A 15,606-nucleotide genomic window follows, 5' to 3' on the forward strand; every position below is an offset into this window, starting at 1 on the left:
GGCTTAACCCTCTGCCGCACGACCGCGTTGCGGAAAGAGTCCGCGCGGTTTTTTCTGGATAAAGAGAATAATGAAGACGAGGACTAATATCTTAGCCAATACCGCACCCGCCCAAGGCTCCATAATTTTGTTGGCAACGCCCAGTGTCATCCCTGCGACCAGAGTTCCCCAAATATTACCGACACCGCCAAAGACCACCACCATAAAGGAGTCGATAATGTAGGCTTGTCCTAGGTTGGGTCCGACGTTGGTGATTTGTGATAGCGCCACGCCTGCAATGCCAGCAACCCCTGATCCTAAGCCAAAGGTCATCATATCGACACGTTCTGAGCGGACGCCCATGGCACGCGCCATTGCACGGTTTTGAGACACGGCTCTGACTTGCAAACCCAATGCGGTACGTTTCAAAATCATTAAGAGTGCGAAGAAAACCAATAAGCAAAAAATAATGATGTACAAACGGTTGAGGGTGATGGCGAACACTGGGTTAAATTCCAGCATGCCACTCATCCACGAAGGTGTTTCGACGGTTTTATTCAAGGGTGAGAAAATGGTACGCACAGCCTGTTGCAGAACAAGGCTGATACCAAAGGTTGCCAGCAGTGTCTCTAATGGACGGCCATATAAAAAGCGTATGACGCCACGTTCAATGGCAATACCCACAAGACCGGATACGACAAAGGCCGCGGGTATGGCAACCAAAACAGACAGACCGATGTGGTTAGGCATTAACTGTTGAATAACAAAAGTGGTGTAAGCACCAATCATGATTAACTCGCCATGGGCCATGTTAATCACGCCCATCACACCAAAGGTGATTGCTAAGCCAATAGCGGCGAGGACTAGGACAGAGCCTAGGCTAAGTCCGAAGTAAACGGTTTCGAGGCCTTTGTAAAATTTGATCTTTTGTTCAATGCCAATCAGCCCTTTTTCCGCCAATTCTTTTAAGGAAGCATTCTCGGTTTGGCTGACAAATTGGTTTAAGGCGTTGCGCGCACGCGGTTCTAACGAAGCGGCTAAGGTGTCAATGGCATCTCGCTGAGCGGCTTCATCTGTCTGTGTGAGGGTGTCAATGGCAATCGCAACCGCCATCAGATCACGGACTTTGTCATTTGTTTCTGAGGTATAGGCCGCACGAATCAGACTTAGGGCTTCTGGATCTGGATCGCCCATCATTTGTCGTACCGCTTTGATTCGAGTTTTGCTGGAGTCTGCTGTTAAGCCTGTTTGAGCCATGACTCGGCGAATCTGCGTGCGTTGTGCATTGTTGAGGGCAACACGGCGAAAATCCCGAGGGCGCTCAATGACAACATCACGTTCATCCAGAAAATGTAAGGCGCTTTGTCCCGCCTCGGCACGATCCACTAAATAAAGTTGGTTATCCGTGCGGTTAAAAAAGAACTTGCCCTCTAGCAGTAAACCGTAAATATCGAAGGCCAATTCATGTTGTGACTGTGTCAAAAGCTCAATGGCTTTTGTTCGGTCTTGGTTATTCGATGAGATCAACAGCGTCTGCAACTCAAGAAGCACAGGGTCGTCAGATTTGGCAAATGCAGGTTGTACAGCACAGAGCAAGAGAACCAGCAGGCCTAAAGCGCACATTAGGTGCTTAATCCGGCTTTTCATAATTGAATATCCCAGAAAAGTGGAGCGAGAAGTCGCTGCATGCAGAGGTTGCATGCAGCGAAGTACACTTGCGATTATTCGAAGTTCTGACCTGAGCAGGTTTTGGTGACTACGTTGTAGTTACCGCACGAGAGAGGCTTGCGCCAATCTGAAATAATATCTTTAGAACCTTCTAAGAAGTCAGACCACGCATCGCCAACAACGGTGCTAGGCGTTTGCCAAACCACTTCAAACTGACCATCGGACTGGATTTCACCGATAAAGACAGGTTTGGTGATGTGATGGTTTGGCATCATCGCCGCATAGCCACCCGTCAAATTGGGCACTGTAACACCGATGATGGCTTCTTGGACGGCTGATGGATCCGTCGTGCCTGCTTTGTTTACCGCTTCAACCCACATGTTAAAGCCGATGTAGTGCGCTTCCATTGGGTCATTGGTTACGCGGTTGGTGTCACCCGTAAACGCATGCCAAGTATCGATAAACTCGTCATTCGCCTCGGTGTCGATGCTCATGAAGTAGTTCCAAGCTGCCAAGTGCCCGACCAGAGGCGCGGTATCAATACCGGACAGTTCTTCTTCACCAACAGAGAAGGCAATGACTGGGATATCTTCTGCAGAGACGCCTTGCGCACCTAACTCACGGTAGAAGGGTACGTTTGCGTCACCGTTAATGGTGGATACAACGGCTGTTTTCTTGCCTTCACCACCAAAGCGACGAATGTCGGAAACGATGGTTTGCCAATCCGAATGACCGAACGGCGTGTAGTTGATCATGATGTCCGCTTCTGCAACCCCTTTGGATTTCAAGTAGGCTTCAAGAATACGGTTGGTGGTGCGTGGATAGACATAGTCTGTACCAGCCAGAACCCAGCGTTCAATTCCGAGCTCATTCATTAAATAATCAACGGCAGGAATGGCTTGTTGGTTAGGGGCAGCACCTGTGTAGAAAACGTTTTTAGACGACTCTTCGCCTTCGTACTGAACGGGGTAAAACAACAGTCCGTTAAGCTCTTCAACAACGGGTAAAACAGATTTACGTGAAACAGATGTCCATGCACCAAAAATAGCCGCGACTTTATCACGCTCAAGCAGCTCACGTGCACGCTCTGCGAACAGTGGCCAATCCGACGCAGGGTCCACAACAACGGCTTCTAACTGTTTGCCTAAAACGCCACCTTGCTTGTTTTGCTCTTCAATCAGCATCAGCATGGTGTCTTTCAGTGTGGTTTCACTGATGGCCATGGTGCCGGATAGTGAGTGCAATACGCCGACCTTAATGGTGTCGGAGGCTTGAGCGGTGATTGCCGCAATTGACAGAGCGAGAGCACAGGTTGCAGTGGCCAGTTTCTTGTTCATCTGTTTCATCGGTCAAATCCTATCTGGTTTAAGGTTTGCTGTGATACAGCATTAAGTGTGCCAATTCTTCAAACTCCCTGTAATTGAAGGTTGTGAACCTGATTAAGGTGTGCAGGAGGGGGATGTTGATAAAGAGGCTTGCCCTGTGTTGGTGCGAAAAAGATTTTAATGGCGCTCGATAATAGGGCGAGGCTTGCTCTGGCTAATTCTAGAGACTAAGGTACAGGGGGGTAGAGTAAGTCTTTGATGAGCATGGTGTATTTAAAATGTCCGTATTTCGATAAGGCTTTTGGGTGTACTTTTGGGTTTAATCAGAGTATTACATATAGCTGTTAGCGTATCTAAAGTCGGTCGTGTTTAGAGGTGTTGTATGAGAATAGTTGGCTTCCGATTGGAGAACATTGCAGGCTTGAGCCAGTTAAACGTGACAATGCCTGCGTATTTAGAAGACTCGGGTCGTGTGACCTTGCTCAGTGGTAGCAGCGGCACAGGTAAGTCGGCCGCTATGCGAGCCTTGGCCTATGGGCTGACCTGGTTTTCTTCACGACTAAAGAATGACAAACTGAATGGCAAGATGTTTCCGATAAGTGACCTAAAAGAGGGCGCTGATCATTGCTCACTTGAAATTCGTGCAGAGGATCCCAGTGTTGAAGGCACGTTAAGTTGGGCGCTAACGCGTAAGAAAAAGGGCGCAGGGTTTGCTGATCGAGCCGAAATAAGTGAGATGGTGGTTGTGACGCAACACTATGCTCAGCGGCTTCAACGTGATGCAGAAGACGGTATCCCATTAGTGGCGTATTATCCGTCGGATCGTTCATTCAGCATCCCCAATTTCTTGCCCAAAGGATCACTGACGCATCCGTTAAATGTTCTGGATAATACGGTTCCAGATAGTGTTGATTTCATCACTTTTTTTCATTGGCTGCGTGAGCAAGAAGACCTGGAGAATGAGTTGCGCAGTCGAGCCATGCATCTCAGCCTAGCGAATGCTCGTCGTCAGCACGCGCATCCTGACATATCCAACCTGTATAAGGCATTGGATGTTGAGCGTTGCCAGTCAGCACACCCTCCCATGACCGCTTTGCGTCAGGTGTGGCAATACCTCTTGCCTGAGTTAACCAATATCCGTATAGAGCGCCATCCCGCACCCCGTTTGTTGTTTGATAAACGAGGCGTCACCTTAGAGTTAAACCAACTGTCACGGTCGGAGCGCCAGTTGTTGGCATTAAGTGGAGATATTGTTAAACGTTTGTGCCAGACCCATCCCTTGAGCCTGACCCCTTTAAGCGGCAGTGGGATTATCCTCATTGACGATATCGATCAATCCTTGGATGTGAAAATGCAGCCGACGCTACTCAAGTCCTTGGCCTATTTGTTCCCAAATTGCCAGTTTATCGTGACTGGACAGGCGCTTGCGCTTGCGCAAAGCGATTTACCTCTAGTGCACTATTGCTTGGACAAGAAGGAACACGCTGAGGTTCAAGAGGGCAGTTCAACACGCCTTTTGGCTGCCCCTTTGGGAAAAGTGAGTCAATCTTTATCGGGAGAGGAGTCTTGATCTAAGATGATGCGCCCACGAGGCTGGTCTTGGGCGCGTATCTGTTGGCGCTCAAACCAGCCTTGATTCACCTCTAGAGCATATTGGGCGGGTCTATCTGAACAATGGGTTTGGTCCGATAAGGGATGCATGTCAGTGACTTGCATCAGCACAAATTCTGCATCAAAAAAACCAATGGATAAGGGAACCAATGTGTTGCGCATCCAGAAACAGAGCGGCTCGGCGTTGTTAAAAACGAACAGCATGCCAGCATCCTCATCCAGATGTTCGCGCCACATCAGCCCTCTTGAACGTTGCACGGGCGTCTGAGCCAACTCTACCTTGAGTTGTTTTCCGCCGATCTCAAACTTAGCGATATCAAATGCGTACAGATCTGCGTTTGCATTGGTGGCAAGGCAAACAAAGGCGATGAATCCTAAAAAAAGACGCAGACGACCTCCTGACAACGTCGGAAACAACATTGGTACTAGTCCTTTTGCTGTGCGACTTTACGTGCCTTTTTTTCGGCTCTGCGTCGTTCAGCGGTTTGAAACGCATCGGCACCAATATGGGCTTCGCCACGTTGTTTAGCCAATTCCAATTGCTTTTGCCGAGAGGCGTAGCGCTCACGCTGCTCTGGGGTCTGTTTATCGGCGCAATGAGGGCAGCTAATGCCTTCTTCGTAATGCGGGCTGAGCGTATCTTCTTCAGATAAGGGCGCTCGGCAACCCGCACAGAGCGAATAATGACCCGGTTGCAGGTCGTGATCAACGGTGACGCGATTATCAAATACAAAGCATTCACCCTCCCATAAAGACTCCTCTTTTGGGACCTCTTCAAGGTACTTTAGAATGCCGCCGTGCAAATGATAGACCTCTTCAAAGCCTTGCTCTTTTAAATAGGCCGTGCTTTTTTCACAACGTATGCCACCTGTACAAAACATAGCGACTTTCTTGTGTTGCTGGGGATCTAGATGTGTTTTGACATAGTCCGGAAATTCACGGAAGGTCTCTGTTTTAGGGTTTATCGCCCCTTTAAACGTGCCAATGCCAACCTCATAGTCGTTACGTGTATCCACCAGAATCACGTTTGGATCACTGATCAGGGCGTTCCAGTCTTTCGGTTCGACATAGGTTCCGACAACTCTCTTAGGGTCGATGCCTTCAACGCCGAGCGTGACAATTTCTTTTTTCAATTTCACTTTTGTACGATAAAAAGGCTGTTCGTCGCTTAATGACTCTTTGTAGTCAATACCGGAAAAGGCTTCGTATTGTGCAAACCAGTCTTTCAAGGCATCAATGGCTTGGCGAGAGCCTGCAACCGTGCCATTAATGCCCTCAGCCGCTAAGAGTAATGTGCCACGAATACCCTGCTGTTCAAGGGTGGCCTGTAAGGGGGCTCTTAACGCGACATGGTCTTCCAAGGTAACAAATTTATACAGTGCACAGACAACAATCTTAGACATAGCTTCCTCTAGCTCAACAGTTCTAGCCTAACTGGGCTGATCCGCATAGGAAGACGTGACGTGCAGGCTAGGGCACGACTTCCAGAATGAATCGATAAATGAATTGGTCAATATTTTAACAGCTTTGTTGCGTTTGTGCTCGACTCCATAACGCATCTAACTGCGTTAACCATTGACTCATGCGTGTCCAAGCGTTTTCGGCTGGGTAGGTTGGCAAGTACTGCATTAAATATTGGCGTTCTGATTGAGTTAATTGCAGCATGCGTTGCAGTGCAATGGCATCTATCCAGGGGTTTCCACGCGTCGCATATTCCCAATCGATTAGAATGACGTGTTCATGGCTCAACAATAAATTCCCGGGATGGATGTCCTGATGAATAAAGCACATCATCTCGTCACACCATAGACGAACCTCTGCCAAGAGTGATGCTTCAAGCGCATCCGTGTCCGCCCCATGTCCAGCTAAGTCGGCATACTGTTGAATCAAGGCTGTGTAGTTCATTTTGTGACCCTCAAAGGGGATTTGCCATAGCTCCGTGACGCTGTGCAACAGGTGTTGGCGTTGTGCAGGGCTCAGGGTTTGAGGATCAAAGGTGTGAGTGGCTTGATCGTCAAATAAAATCCCTTCTTCCAGATACAAGCACACTTTGGGTGCCCAGCTCCGCCCATGGATGCACTGCAAGGCAAGACGCTCAGCAATGTGAGAGCTGCCTGGTTGGTGATGAATACGCTCACGCCAGATATAGCGTTGATTACCACAGGTTAAACGCCAATGCTGATTAGCCGTACCTGCACCTATATAGTCGATGTCAGGCATTGCGTTTAACCAAGTGATTAACTCAGTTGGGAGACGAAGGATAGGTTGGTTTGTCATTGAATGCGTTGGTATACTAAGTCGAGTCTCATCGGGGTGCCAAAACTGTGCAGGTTTAATCTGTCGAGCGGTTGGCTGAGAGTATACACCCGTTGAACCTGATCCGGTTAGCACCGGCGTAGGGATTGAGCCATGCCTTGCTTTGAATGCTTGTCTTTGTCTATTGCCGGTAATCCCAACCTCCTTATTTTTTGTGGATGCCGTTCGTTATGAAATCATCGTTACGATTATTGTCAGCACTGGGTTTATCCCTCTGTATCACGACCTTGTCAGCCAAAGAACTTACTGTGTATACCTATAGTTCCTTTACCAGTAGCTGGGGACCTGGGCCGCAACTTAAGACGTTATTTGAAGCGCAATGTGACTGTACACTCAACTACGTGAGCAGTGATGATGGGGTCAGTTTATTAAATCGGCTGAGGCTTGAAGGGGCGTCAACACGGGCGGATGTGGTCTTGGGGCTGGATGATGCGTTAATGGAGCAAACCCGTGCGCTGGGCTTGGTTCAGCCGCACCAGTTGGAGTTGTCGAACTGGCCGCTTAATCCCGACTTAGCCTGGACCGATACCGACTTCATTCCGTTCGACTATGGCTACTTTGCCTTTATTTACGATGCGCATAAAATTGAAACGCCAGTGGACTCTTTGGAAGCCTTGTTAAACAGTGATGCCAGCATTATATATCAAGATCCAAGAACCAGTACGCCAGGGCAGGGGCTGATGCTCTGGATGCAAAAGGTGTACGGTGATGATGTGCAGCAAGCCTGGCAACGCTTAGCGCGCAATACGGTCACTGTGACGAAGGGCTGGTCAGAGGCCTATGGCATGTTTCTTCAAGGTGAGGCCGATTATGTGCTGAGTTACACCACCTCTCCGGCGTATCATGTGGTTGCAGAAGAGAGTGATCAATATCAGGCGGCCTTGTTTACAGAGGGACACGTCGCGCAGATTGAATTGGCAGCGGTGACGGCCCCCAGCCAAAATGTGGAGTTGGCTCAAGCCTTTTTAAGCTTTTTGTTAAGTGAGGATGCTCAAACGGTGATTCCAACAACCAATTGGATGCTACCGGTGCGAACAGACATTGAGTTGCCCGAGGTGTTTTTACAAACACAGCCTCAGCGCATCGGTTTTTCGCCTGAAGAAACGGAAGCTGGGCGTGAAACCTGGTTAAGGACTTGGCGCAACGCGGTCAGCCGTTAGTGTGATGGGAATCAATCGGGAGGGGCATTAAGAGGCTCCTGCCCATTATTAAACAGGTGTGGTATGTCTCAGAAGACTCGTCTTGCTTTGCGTGGAATGCGGTGTGCGGCCTGCGTAGGTAGTGTTGAAGATGCACTGAAAAACGTCACGGGCGTGCAATCGGTTAGCGTCAATCTGGGCGATCGAAGTGCAAGTGTAGAAGGCGATGCCCCTGTTGATGTGTTGGTGGCGGCTGTTGATGAAGCAGGCTTTAAGGCGACACCAATGAACGCGGAGTACGGTGAAGCCGAGCGTCAAGCAGAAGAAGCACAGCATCTTCAGGCCATTAAGCGTCGAACCTGGGTAGCATTACTGGTGGGTATTCCACAGATGCTGTTCATGATGACAGGGCACCTGCCGATGCTAGACGAAGCGCGTTTGCTTTGGGCATTGATTGGGCTTGTGACGCTCGCAATGATGATCTACTCCGGGGGGCATTTCTTTGTAGGGGCTTGGACAGCGCTCAAGCATCGGCATGCCACGATGGATACGCTGATAGCTCTAGGAACAGGGAGTGCTTGGCTCTATTCAACCCTAATGGTGATCTGGCCTGACATCGTGCCGGCGGAAGGTCGACATGTCTATTATGAGGCGGCGGCTTTCATCATAGGCTTGGTGAACTTAGGCCAAGTGTTGGAGACACGTGCACGAGGTCAAGCATCACAAGCGATTCGGGCGCTGATGCAGTTGCAACCGGACACGGCGACCTTGATTCTAAGCAATGGTGATGAAAAGCCCATGCGTTTGGCCTCCTTGCAAACGAGCGACTTGCTGCGGGTGAAACCCGGAGAGCGTATTCCTGTTGATGGTGTTTTAGCCGAAGGTGATACGCAAGTTGATGAGTCGATGTTAACGGGAGAGCCACTGCCTTTGCGCAAAGCCAAAGGGGATGTTTTGTCCGCAGGCACAGTCAATCTTTCTGGCAGCATTAAGATGCGCGTGCGAAAAGTAGGGGAAGAGACAACCCTTGCCAGAATTATCGAGCAAGTACGCCAAGCTCAAGCCCAAAAACCAGCAATTGGCCGTCTGGCCGATGATATTAGCCGAGTGTTTGTGCCGGTGGTCATCGTGATTGCACTGATCACGGCCTTCATTTGGTGGTTAGTGGGGCCTGAGCCCTCGAGTGCTTATGCCTTTACAACCGCAATGGCCGTTCTTGTGATTGCCTGCCCATGTGCATTGGGGTTAGCAACACCCATGTCGATTATGGTGGGTGTTGGACGCGCTGCGGGACGGGGAGTCTTGATTCGGAAAGGAGATGCATTACAAGAGTCCTCGCGTTTAGACGTCATGGTGTTGGATAAAACGGGCACGGTAACTGAAGGCAAACCGCGTTTAGTGCACTTGGAGTGTTTAGCTGAAGATACTTGGCCGATTTCATTGGACTATGACGTCGACAAAGACGATTGGTTACTGGCACACGTGGCAGCCCTAGAGCGGGCCTCCGAGCATCCGCTGGCCAATGCCCTTGTTCAAGCCTCTGAAGAGAAGGGCTTAACGCTGGCCCAAACAGGCATCCCAGAAGTGTTTGCTGGTCGGGGGTTGGTGTATGAAGATCAGGGGTTAACCTGGGTTGTGGGTAATGTGCGCTTGATGGATGAGCAGGGCATTTCGGTATCATCGGCCACGAAAGAGCGAATTGATCAGCTCTCTGATCAAGGCAGTACTGTGGTAATGGTCGGTTTACAGGGACAATTGGTGGCGTTATTGGGCATATCCGATCCGATTAAAAGTGACAGCTCAGAGGCGATTGCACGTTTGAAAAAGGCCGGTGTCAGAGTCATCATGATGACAGGGGATAGTGAACGAACCGCCCAAGCAGTGGCTGCTCAAACAGGCATAGATGAGGTGATTGCCGGTGTTATGCCCGCACAAAAATCGGACAAAGTTCGAGCGCTACAAGCACAAGGTCTGCGAGTGGGCATGGTCGGCGATGGTATAAACGATGCGCCAGCCTTAGCGCAAGCCAACGTTGGTTTTGCCATTGGCACGGGCACGGATGTCGCAATAGAAAGTGCTGACATTACGTTGATGCGGGGATCTTTGCAGGGTGTTGCCGATGCCATGGTGATTTCACGGGCAACCCTGCGCAATATCCATCAAAATTTGTTTGGCGCGTTCATCTACAACTCCTTGGGTATCCCTCTTGCAGCCGGTGTACTGTTTCCATTGTTAGGATGGTTGATGAATCCTGCCTATGCCGCGGCGGCCATGGCACTGTCATCGGTGACAGTGGTGAGCAACGCCAATCGTTTGCGTTTGATGAAACTCGATTAATCTTTAGGCCTTACCCTTTGCTTCGTCGAAGGGTATAAGGGGACCCCTTTGCCGCGTCTTGATCAACTGCCTGGCCCTCTTTTACTGAGCGGTTTGCTCGCCGTTAGCCTCGTTGCCTTTTGGGCGTTAATGGGCTGGGGGCGCTCTGCCGCTGATGTGAGCTTGCTGAGCGAGCCTTGGTTTTGGCAAGTGTTAGAGTTTTCTCTCGTGCAGGCTTTGTTAAGCAGTGTCGTGTCGGTGCTGTTGGCGATCCCGGTTGCCCGCGCGTTGGCGCTGGATACGGGGTTAGTGGCGAAGGCGTGGTTTTTACGCTGGTGCCTGTTGTGCTTTGTGATGCCTTCCTTAGTCTTGATTACAGGGCTGGTGGCGCTGTTTGGTCGTTCGGGCTACTTAACCCCTTGGCTGGGAGAACATTGGCGATTTTATGGGCTGAATGGCATTCTGCTGGCACATGTTTTTTTAAACCTACCCTTTGCAATACGGGTATTTTGCCATCGTTGGCAAATGATCCCTGAAACCGCTTGGAAATTATCGTCTCAGTTGGGATTTCGGACATGGCAGACCTTTTGGTTGGTTGAGTGGCCTGTGCTGAGAGGTGTGATTCCAGCCGTGGCGGGTTTTATTTTTTTACTCTGTTTCAATAGTTTTGCAGTGGTCTTGGCCCTAGGGGGAGGGCCGTCGGCGAGCACTCTGGAAGTGGCCATTTATCAAGCCTTAAAGTATCAGTTTAATCCGGCAGAGGCGCTGTTTTTAGCTTGGACTCAGTTGTTAATTGTGGGTGTGTTGTACGTGTTGTTCCGGCGTTTAGGAAAGCTGGAGTGGTTGTCTCCTGCTCAGGAGACAGGATGGCGACCGTCTCAAGGCGCAGCGATAACGCTGATTGGACGTTGCGCCTATGGAATGGCGGTCTTGTTCTTGGTGCTGCCTATTCTAACGCTTTTGCCAGCAGCGATGCGTATTAATCTAGCGGTTTTTCCTTGGGATGAGCTGATGCAGGTCACTTTGCGATCTTTGGGGTTTGCATCACTTGCCAGTCTCTGCTTGCTGGTCTGTGTCGTGGGTGTGTTTTCAGTATGGAGACAGTCAACCTCAGCACGAAGGCGGGCCATTATTGAAGCCATTGCGCTTCATCATCTAATGATTCCAGGTATGGTGCTGTCGGTGGGTATTTATTTATTCTTTTTACCCTACTTGAGCTGGCATGAATGGGGGTGGGTCGCCATTATCCTCTTAAACACGCTCGTTGCACTGCCTTTTGCATTCACTCAGCTGAAGCCTGCTGTTTTTGAGTATGATCAACAGTACCGACGGCTTGTTTCCGATCTGAAGCTGGGAGCTTGGCGGCATTTTTATTGTGTCTACGTGCCCTATTTACGGCCAACGCTTCAGCGTGTTCTCGGAATGAGTTTTGTGCTGGCGTTAGGGGATATGGCCATTTTTTCAATTTTTGGACGCGATGAGTGGCGAACCTTGCCTTGGTTAATTTACAGCTTGGCGGGCTCTTATCGAATGGCCGATGCTGCGTTAGCCGCATTATTATTGATGGGAATTTCCATGTTGGTGTTACGAGTACTGGAGCCAAATAATGCGTCCAAATAAGCTCGGGTTAGACGTTCGAGACTTGCATATTCGACGCGAATCACTGTCTTGGCGTTATGATTTTCACGTTGCTACAGGGCAAATGCTGGCGGTGATGGGAGAAAGTGGCTGCGGTAAAAGCACGTTGTTGGATACCCTTGGTGGGTTTTACCCAGCGGAGCAGGGGCAGATATATCTGGGGGAGCAGTCTATTGCAACGTTGGATATTCGTTTGCGCCCAGTTTCAACGTTATTTCAGCAATACAATTTGTTTGAGCATTTAACTGTTGAGCAAAACCTTAAATTGGGTTTTTGCAAAGCATCCCCAACGCCAGCGCAGTGGCAACAGGTTGAGCAGGCCTTGGCGTTACTAGGTGTCCAAGAACAGCTAAAACGTAAGCCTTCAGTATTGTCGGGAGGCCAGCGCCAGCGTATTGCGTTAATTCGGGTGATGCTGCGTGAACAGCCAATCGTTTTATTGGATGAGCCCTTTAGTGCACTGGATGCGCAAACGCGCAGGCTCTGTGGAGACTGGGTGAAACACGTTTGCCAAGAGCAGCAAAAAATCGTGCTCATGGTCACACATGAAGCAATGGACGCACAGGAATGGGCCGATCAGACGTTGTGGGTTCAGCCTTTACAAAGCACTGATGTCTGATCGGTTGGGTCTAGAAGGATAAGCAAGAGGTTATTTACCAACGCGCTCAATCGCTTGACCACCTCGTTGAACATCTTTACCCACACCTTGAATGGTGTTGCAGCCTGCAAGGATGGAAGCGGTTAAAAGCACTAGACACATCAAAGCCGCTTTTTTTGAACGTTTAAAAGACATAGAACTTTCTCCCAACTGAATCATTGATTTAAGCGATTATAAAGCGAGATAGGGGTAAGCTAAAGTCTTGACTGTGTTATTTGAGTCTAGATGCTTAGCCCAGATATGTCTTGCGCGGAAATGCATTGAGATCATAAACGCCTTCGGCAATACGTGTGGTAATGCCCTCCACGTGTTGCCGAAGGATGTCTTTCCGATTACTTCAGTTCAACCGCAAATCCGATTTCAAGACCATAATCATCTGCTTTTATCCAAAGCTCTGTATTCTTATAGAGTGAAGAATAGCGAGATAATTCATTTCCGCTGAGTTCATCACCAAACGGACTCATTTGTTCCGCAAAAGGAATCAGAGCTGAGTAAAAATGGTCGGTCAGGTGCCCGTAAAGCATCAGGGGTTCGCTGTTGGATGGCGCCTTCAATGCATCCGAAATGACGGACGGTGTGTCAATGCCAAAACCAACGGTCAGTGCATCTGAGCTTAATGCCGCGCTGACGCTGGGCATACCCGGTGGTAGCATGTCTGGGCTTAGGTTTTTAACTTCACCATTATTGCTTAAACCCAGAGCGGCAATTTGAGGAACAAACGAGCTGGCCATGGACAAAAGGCCTTGTGCGTTCGGGGATGCAAGGGTCAGGATACCCGTTCCAGACGGCTCATAATTTTGGACAAACAGGCTGTCAATCCGCAGTTTTAAGCCCGTGATGGCAGGAGCTGACATCAGCAGCATAGGGTTGTTCAGAGCATCACTGATGTCGACCCACATGCCGTTAATCCCTTGAAGGTCGTCACAGTTAAAGGGAGCCTGTTGTACCTCTAATGCATAGCGCTGCAATGCTTGGATCAGAACAGGTAAGTTCAATCCCAGTCCAATACTGGCTAAGCTATCCGCTTGCCCAAGCCCCGGAACCTTGGCGGCAAAGGTTTTTAAATCTGCTGCTAAGGCTGAATCGGTTTCGAGGATGGTGTTCATCTGGAAGCGATCAGGGCCATATTCTTTCATGCCAATCGTTAAGCCAGGAAAGCGTTTGATCAGACGATCAATATCCTGCTGGCATTCACCTGCATCGAATGCAGGCATTTCGATAGCATTGAATAAGGCTTGGGAGGCGATGTGTTCAGGCTGCGACAATTCAGAGAATACGCGCGCAGATGACACCTGTCCTGCACCGTAAGGTGTAAAGGCGTGACGCTGTTCAAGTTGTGCAAGTACGGGTGTGTTGGCGAGGCTGTCCGTAGGCTTGATGTGGCCTAGAATGCTTGCCAATACGTCGTTGTCAGCGGTGCTGGGTAGCAATGTAAAGATGGCTTGCTGGTCGTGAATAGCCAAGACCAGCTCAACTGGCCATTCGTCGCTGCCACCTAAAGACCAGTACTGGATATCTTCAAAGCGTTTTTTGATGGGCGTTAAGTTGGCATCGGTTAGGACGCGCTGAATCATGGTTTCGAAGGCACTTTCGTCGTGTAACTCGACTCTGAGCACTGGCACTAGGCCTAAACCATAAATAGCGGAATGCGCATTGGGCTTCAGTCCTGCATTGTGGAAGTCTTCAAGGGTCTTCAGTGCAGTAAGTTCTTTGCCAACTGAAAGCACAATATCAAGAATCGTGGCTTCTTCGGTTGAGTCTGCTTGATCACGGTAGTCACGCAGGGTTGCTAAGTCTTCATCTAAGTAGCGGAAATAGCCACTGCGTTCGATGAGTTCCAACGCATCCTTTTCGCTTAACACGTCACGGCTTGCGAAGAAATACGGGGAGCTGGATGGAATATAGCTCAGCAAGCCAGCGGTGGTTGCAACCGAACTTTGCGGCGTGGATGAAGCTGGAGCGGACACTTGCGTGTCAGACTCATTACTGCACCCCATCAAAAAGGTTGCGCAAAAGACGGCAGTAGCGAGGGAGCGAGCGTGGAAGGTTTTCATAAATGTCATTCCTGTGACCAAGTAAATGTTAAACAAGCATTTTAAGATAGGTGCTATTTTAGCTTGCGCTCTGAATAAATCCATGTATTCCGGTTAAAACTATTTGAGAGGCCATTGCAGCTAAAATAAGCCCCGTGACTTTACTCAAAACGTTTAATCCCGTTCGTCCTAGTATTTTTTCCAGCCATGACGCCATGTGTAAACACACGAGCAGAAAAACCAAGGCTAAAAGTAAGCCTGCGACGCCAAATAAGATTTCAATGCCTTGAAGCTCTGCCCCGTAGACAAGAATGGCACCAATCGATGCAGGACCAATAATGGTTGGAATGGCGAGCGGTACAACGGAAATATCGTCACGTTGCTCCTGTGGAACTTCGGCATTGGCTCGCACACCGTCCCGAACAAGGCTGACAGCCGATAAGAACAAGAGAATACCCGCACCGATGCGGAAGGAGTCAAGTGTAATGCCCAATACAGTAAATAACTGAGAGCCGAAAAACAGTAGGATTAAACTAATGCAAAGTGCCGCAAATACGGAGCGATTTGCAATTGAACGTCTGGCTTTCATTGTGTCGGTTCGTGTCAGGGATAAAAACATCGAGACGACAAAGAAAGGCGCAAATAGGAATATAAATTTAATCCAGATAGACAGGAGAATAGTCATAGGGGCTTTTAATCGTAAGGTCTGTTGTTTAGATGAGAGATCATCAGCATCGTGTTGATATGTTTGGATCTTGGCCCTTTCAAAACGTGATTATCCGCTTTTCTTGGCCTTATCCAGAACAGTATCGGCTTTTTTGAGTCGATTGTGAAGAGGACTATGGGTTTGCTCTGGGTAGATATACACCTATGTTAAGCGATGGTTGCATGTGGCACTGAGTAGGCACGCCCAAGGTATCCAA

Annotated in this window: 13 protein-coding genes and 1 riboswitch; of the genes, 5 read left to right on the top strand and 8 right to left on the bottom strand. The window is 49.3% G+C overall.

Going from position 1 to position 15,606, the window contains the following annotated elements; genetic code table 11:
* Positions 1 to 3 precede the first annotated feature (3 nt).
* Both urtB and urtA read right to left on the bottom strand, forming a co-directional pair.
* Positions 4 to 1,626, bottom strand: a complete 1,623-nt coding sequence (gene urtB / locus F5971_RS07065; RefSeq protein ID WP_036510849.1) for an urea ABC transporter permease subunit UrtB — start codon at positions 1,624 to 1,626, stop codon at positions 4 to 6.
* 74 nt (positions 1,627 to 1,700) lie between these two features.
* Complete coding sequence (gene urtA / locus F5971_RS07070; protein WP_420329345.1) at positions 1,701 to 2,984, bottom strand: urea ABC transporter substrate-binding protein; 1,284 nt, start codon at positions 2,982 to 2,984, stop codon at positions 1,701 to 1,703.
* Between the two features lie 370 nt (positions 2,985 to 3,354).
* Between urtA and F5971_RS07075 the strand changes: the two genes are divergently transcribed.
* On the top strand, positions 3,355 to 4,542 hold the full coding sequence (locus tag F5971_RS07075; RefSeq protein ID WP_193494542.1) for an AAA family ATPase: 1,188 nt from the start codon (positions 3,355 to 3,357) through the stop codon (positions 4,540 to 4,542).
* Here F5971_RS07075 and F5971_RS07080 read toward each other — a convergent pair.
* The 3 genes from F5971_RS07080 to F5971_RS07090 all read right to left on the bottom strand — a co-directional run bounded on the left by F5971_RS07080 (position 4,515) and on the right by F5971_RS07090 (position 6,860).
* A complete protein-coding gene (locus F5971_RS07080; protein ID WP_193494543.1) occupies positions 4,515 to 5,003 on the bottom strand; it encodes a DUF192 domain-containing protein in 489 nt (162 codons plus the stop codon). The genes F5971_RS07075 and F5971_RS07080 overlap by 28 nt on opposite strands.
* A 5-nt stretch (positions 5,004 to 5,008) precedes the next feature.
* The gene (gene trhO / locus F5971_RS07085; protein ID WP_193494544.1) at positions 5,009 to 5,986 is read right to left on the bottom strand and encodes an oxygen-dependent tRNA uridine(34) hydroxylase TrhO; all 978 of its coding nucleotides are present in this window, start codon (positions 5,984 to 5,986) and stop codon (positions 5,009 to 5,011) included.
* 115 nt (positions 5,987 to 6,101) lie between these two features.
* A complete protein-coding gene (locus F5971_RS07090) occupies positions 6,102 to 6,860 on the bottom strand; it encodes a phosphotransferase (RefSeq protein WP_223116281.1) in 759 nt (252 codons plus the stop codon).
* Between the two features lie 22 nt (positions 6,861 to 6,882).
* Positions 6,883 to 7,002, top strand: a riboswitch (TPP riboswitch).
* 67 nt (positions 7,003 to 7,069) lie between these two features.
* Here F5971_RS07090 and thiB point away from each other — a divergent pair.
* From thiB to F5971_RS07110, 4 genes are all read left to right on the top strand, one after another.
* Positions 7,070 to 8,059 (top strand): thiamine ABC transporter substrate binding subunit, encoded by a 990-nt coding sequence (thiB, locus tag F5971_RS07095; protein ID WP_036510837.1) that lies wholly within the window; start codon positions 7,070 to 7,072, stop codon positions 8,057 to 8,059.
* A gap of 63 nt (positions 8,060 to 8,122) precedes the next feature.
* Positions 8,123 to 10,375, top strand: coding sequence for a heavy metal translocating P-type ATPase (locus tag F5971_RS07100; protein ID WP_193494546.1), 2,253 nt, complete (start codon positions 8,123 to 8,125; stop codon positions 10,373 to 10,375).
* A gap of 48 nt (positions 10,376 to 10,423) precedes the next feature.
* Positions 10,424 to 11,974 (top strand): ABC transporter permease subunit, encoded by a 1,551-nt coding sequence (locus F5971_RS07105; protein ID WP_193494547.1) that lies wholly within the window; start codon positions 10,424 to 10,426, stop codon positions 11,972 to 11,974.
* Entirely contained in the window at positions 11,961 to 12,611 is a 651-nt protein-coding gene (locus F5971_RS07110) for an ATP-binding cassette domain-containing protein (RefSeq protein ID WP_193494548.1), read from the top strand. The genes F5971_RS07105 and F5971_RS07110 overlap by 14 nt, the downstream gene beginning before the upstream one ends.
* Before the next feature lie 30 nt (positions 12,612 to 12,641).
* On the opposite strand, the gene F5971_RS07115 is transcribed toward F5971_RS07110, so the two are convergent.
* The 3 genes from F5971_RS07115 to F5971_RS07125 all read right to left on the bottom strand — a co-directional run bounded on the left by F5971_RS07115 (position 12,642) and on the right by F5971_RS07125 (position 15,368).
* Positions 12,642 to 12,785, bottom strand: coding sequence for an entericidin A/B family lipoprotein (locus F5971_RS07115; RefSeq protein ID WP_081763811.1), 144 nt, complete (start codon positions 12,783 to 12,785; stop codon positions 12,642 to 12,644).
* A gap of 197 nt (positions 12,786 to 12,982) precedes the next feature.
* Entirely contained in the window at positions 12,983 to 14,704 is a 1,722-nt protein-coding gene (locus tag F5971_RS07120) for a hypothetical protein (RefSeq protein ID WP_193494549.1), read from the bottom strand.
* Positions 14,705 to 14,762: 58 nt separating this feature from the next.
* Positions 14,763 to 15,368, bottom strand: a complete 606-nt coding sequence (locus F5971_RS07125; protein WP_036510835.1) for a MarC family protein — start codon at positions 15,366 to 15,368, stop codon at positions 14,763 to 14,765.
* Positions 15,369 to 15,606 lie beyond the last annotated feature (238 nt).

The organism is Nitrincola alkalisediminis (assembly GCF_009821115.1).
Lineage (GTDB): Bacteria > Pseudomonadota > Gammaproteobacteria > Pseudomonadales > Balneatricaceae > Nitrincola > Nitrincola alkalisediminis.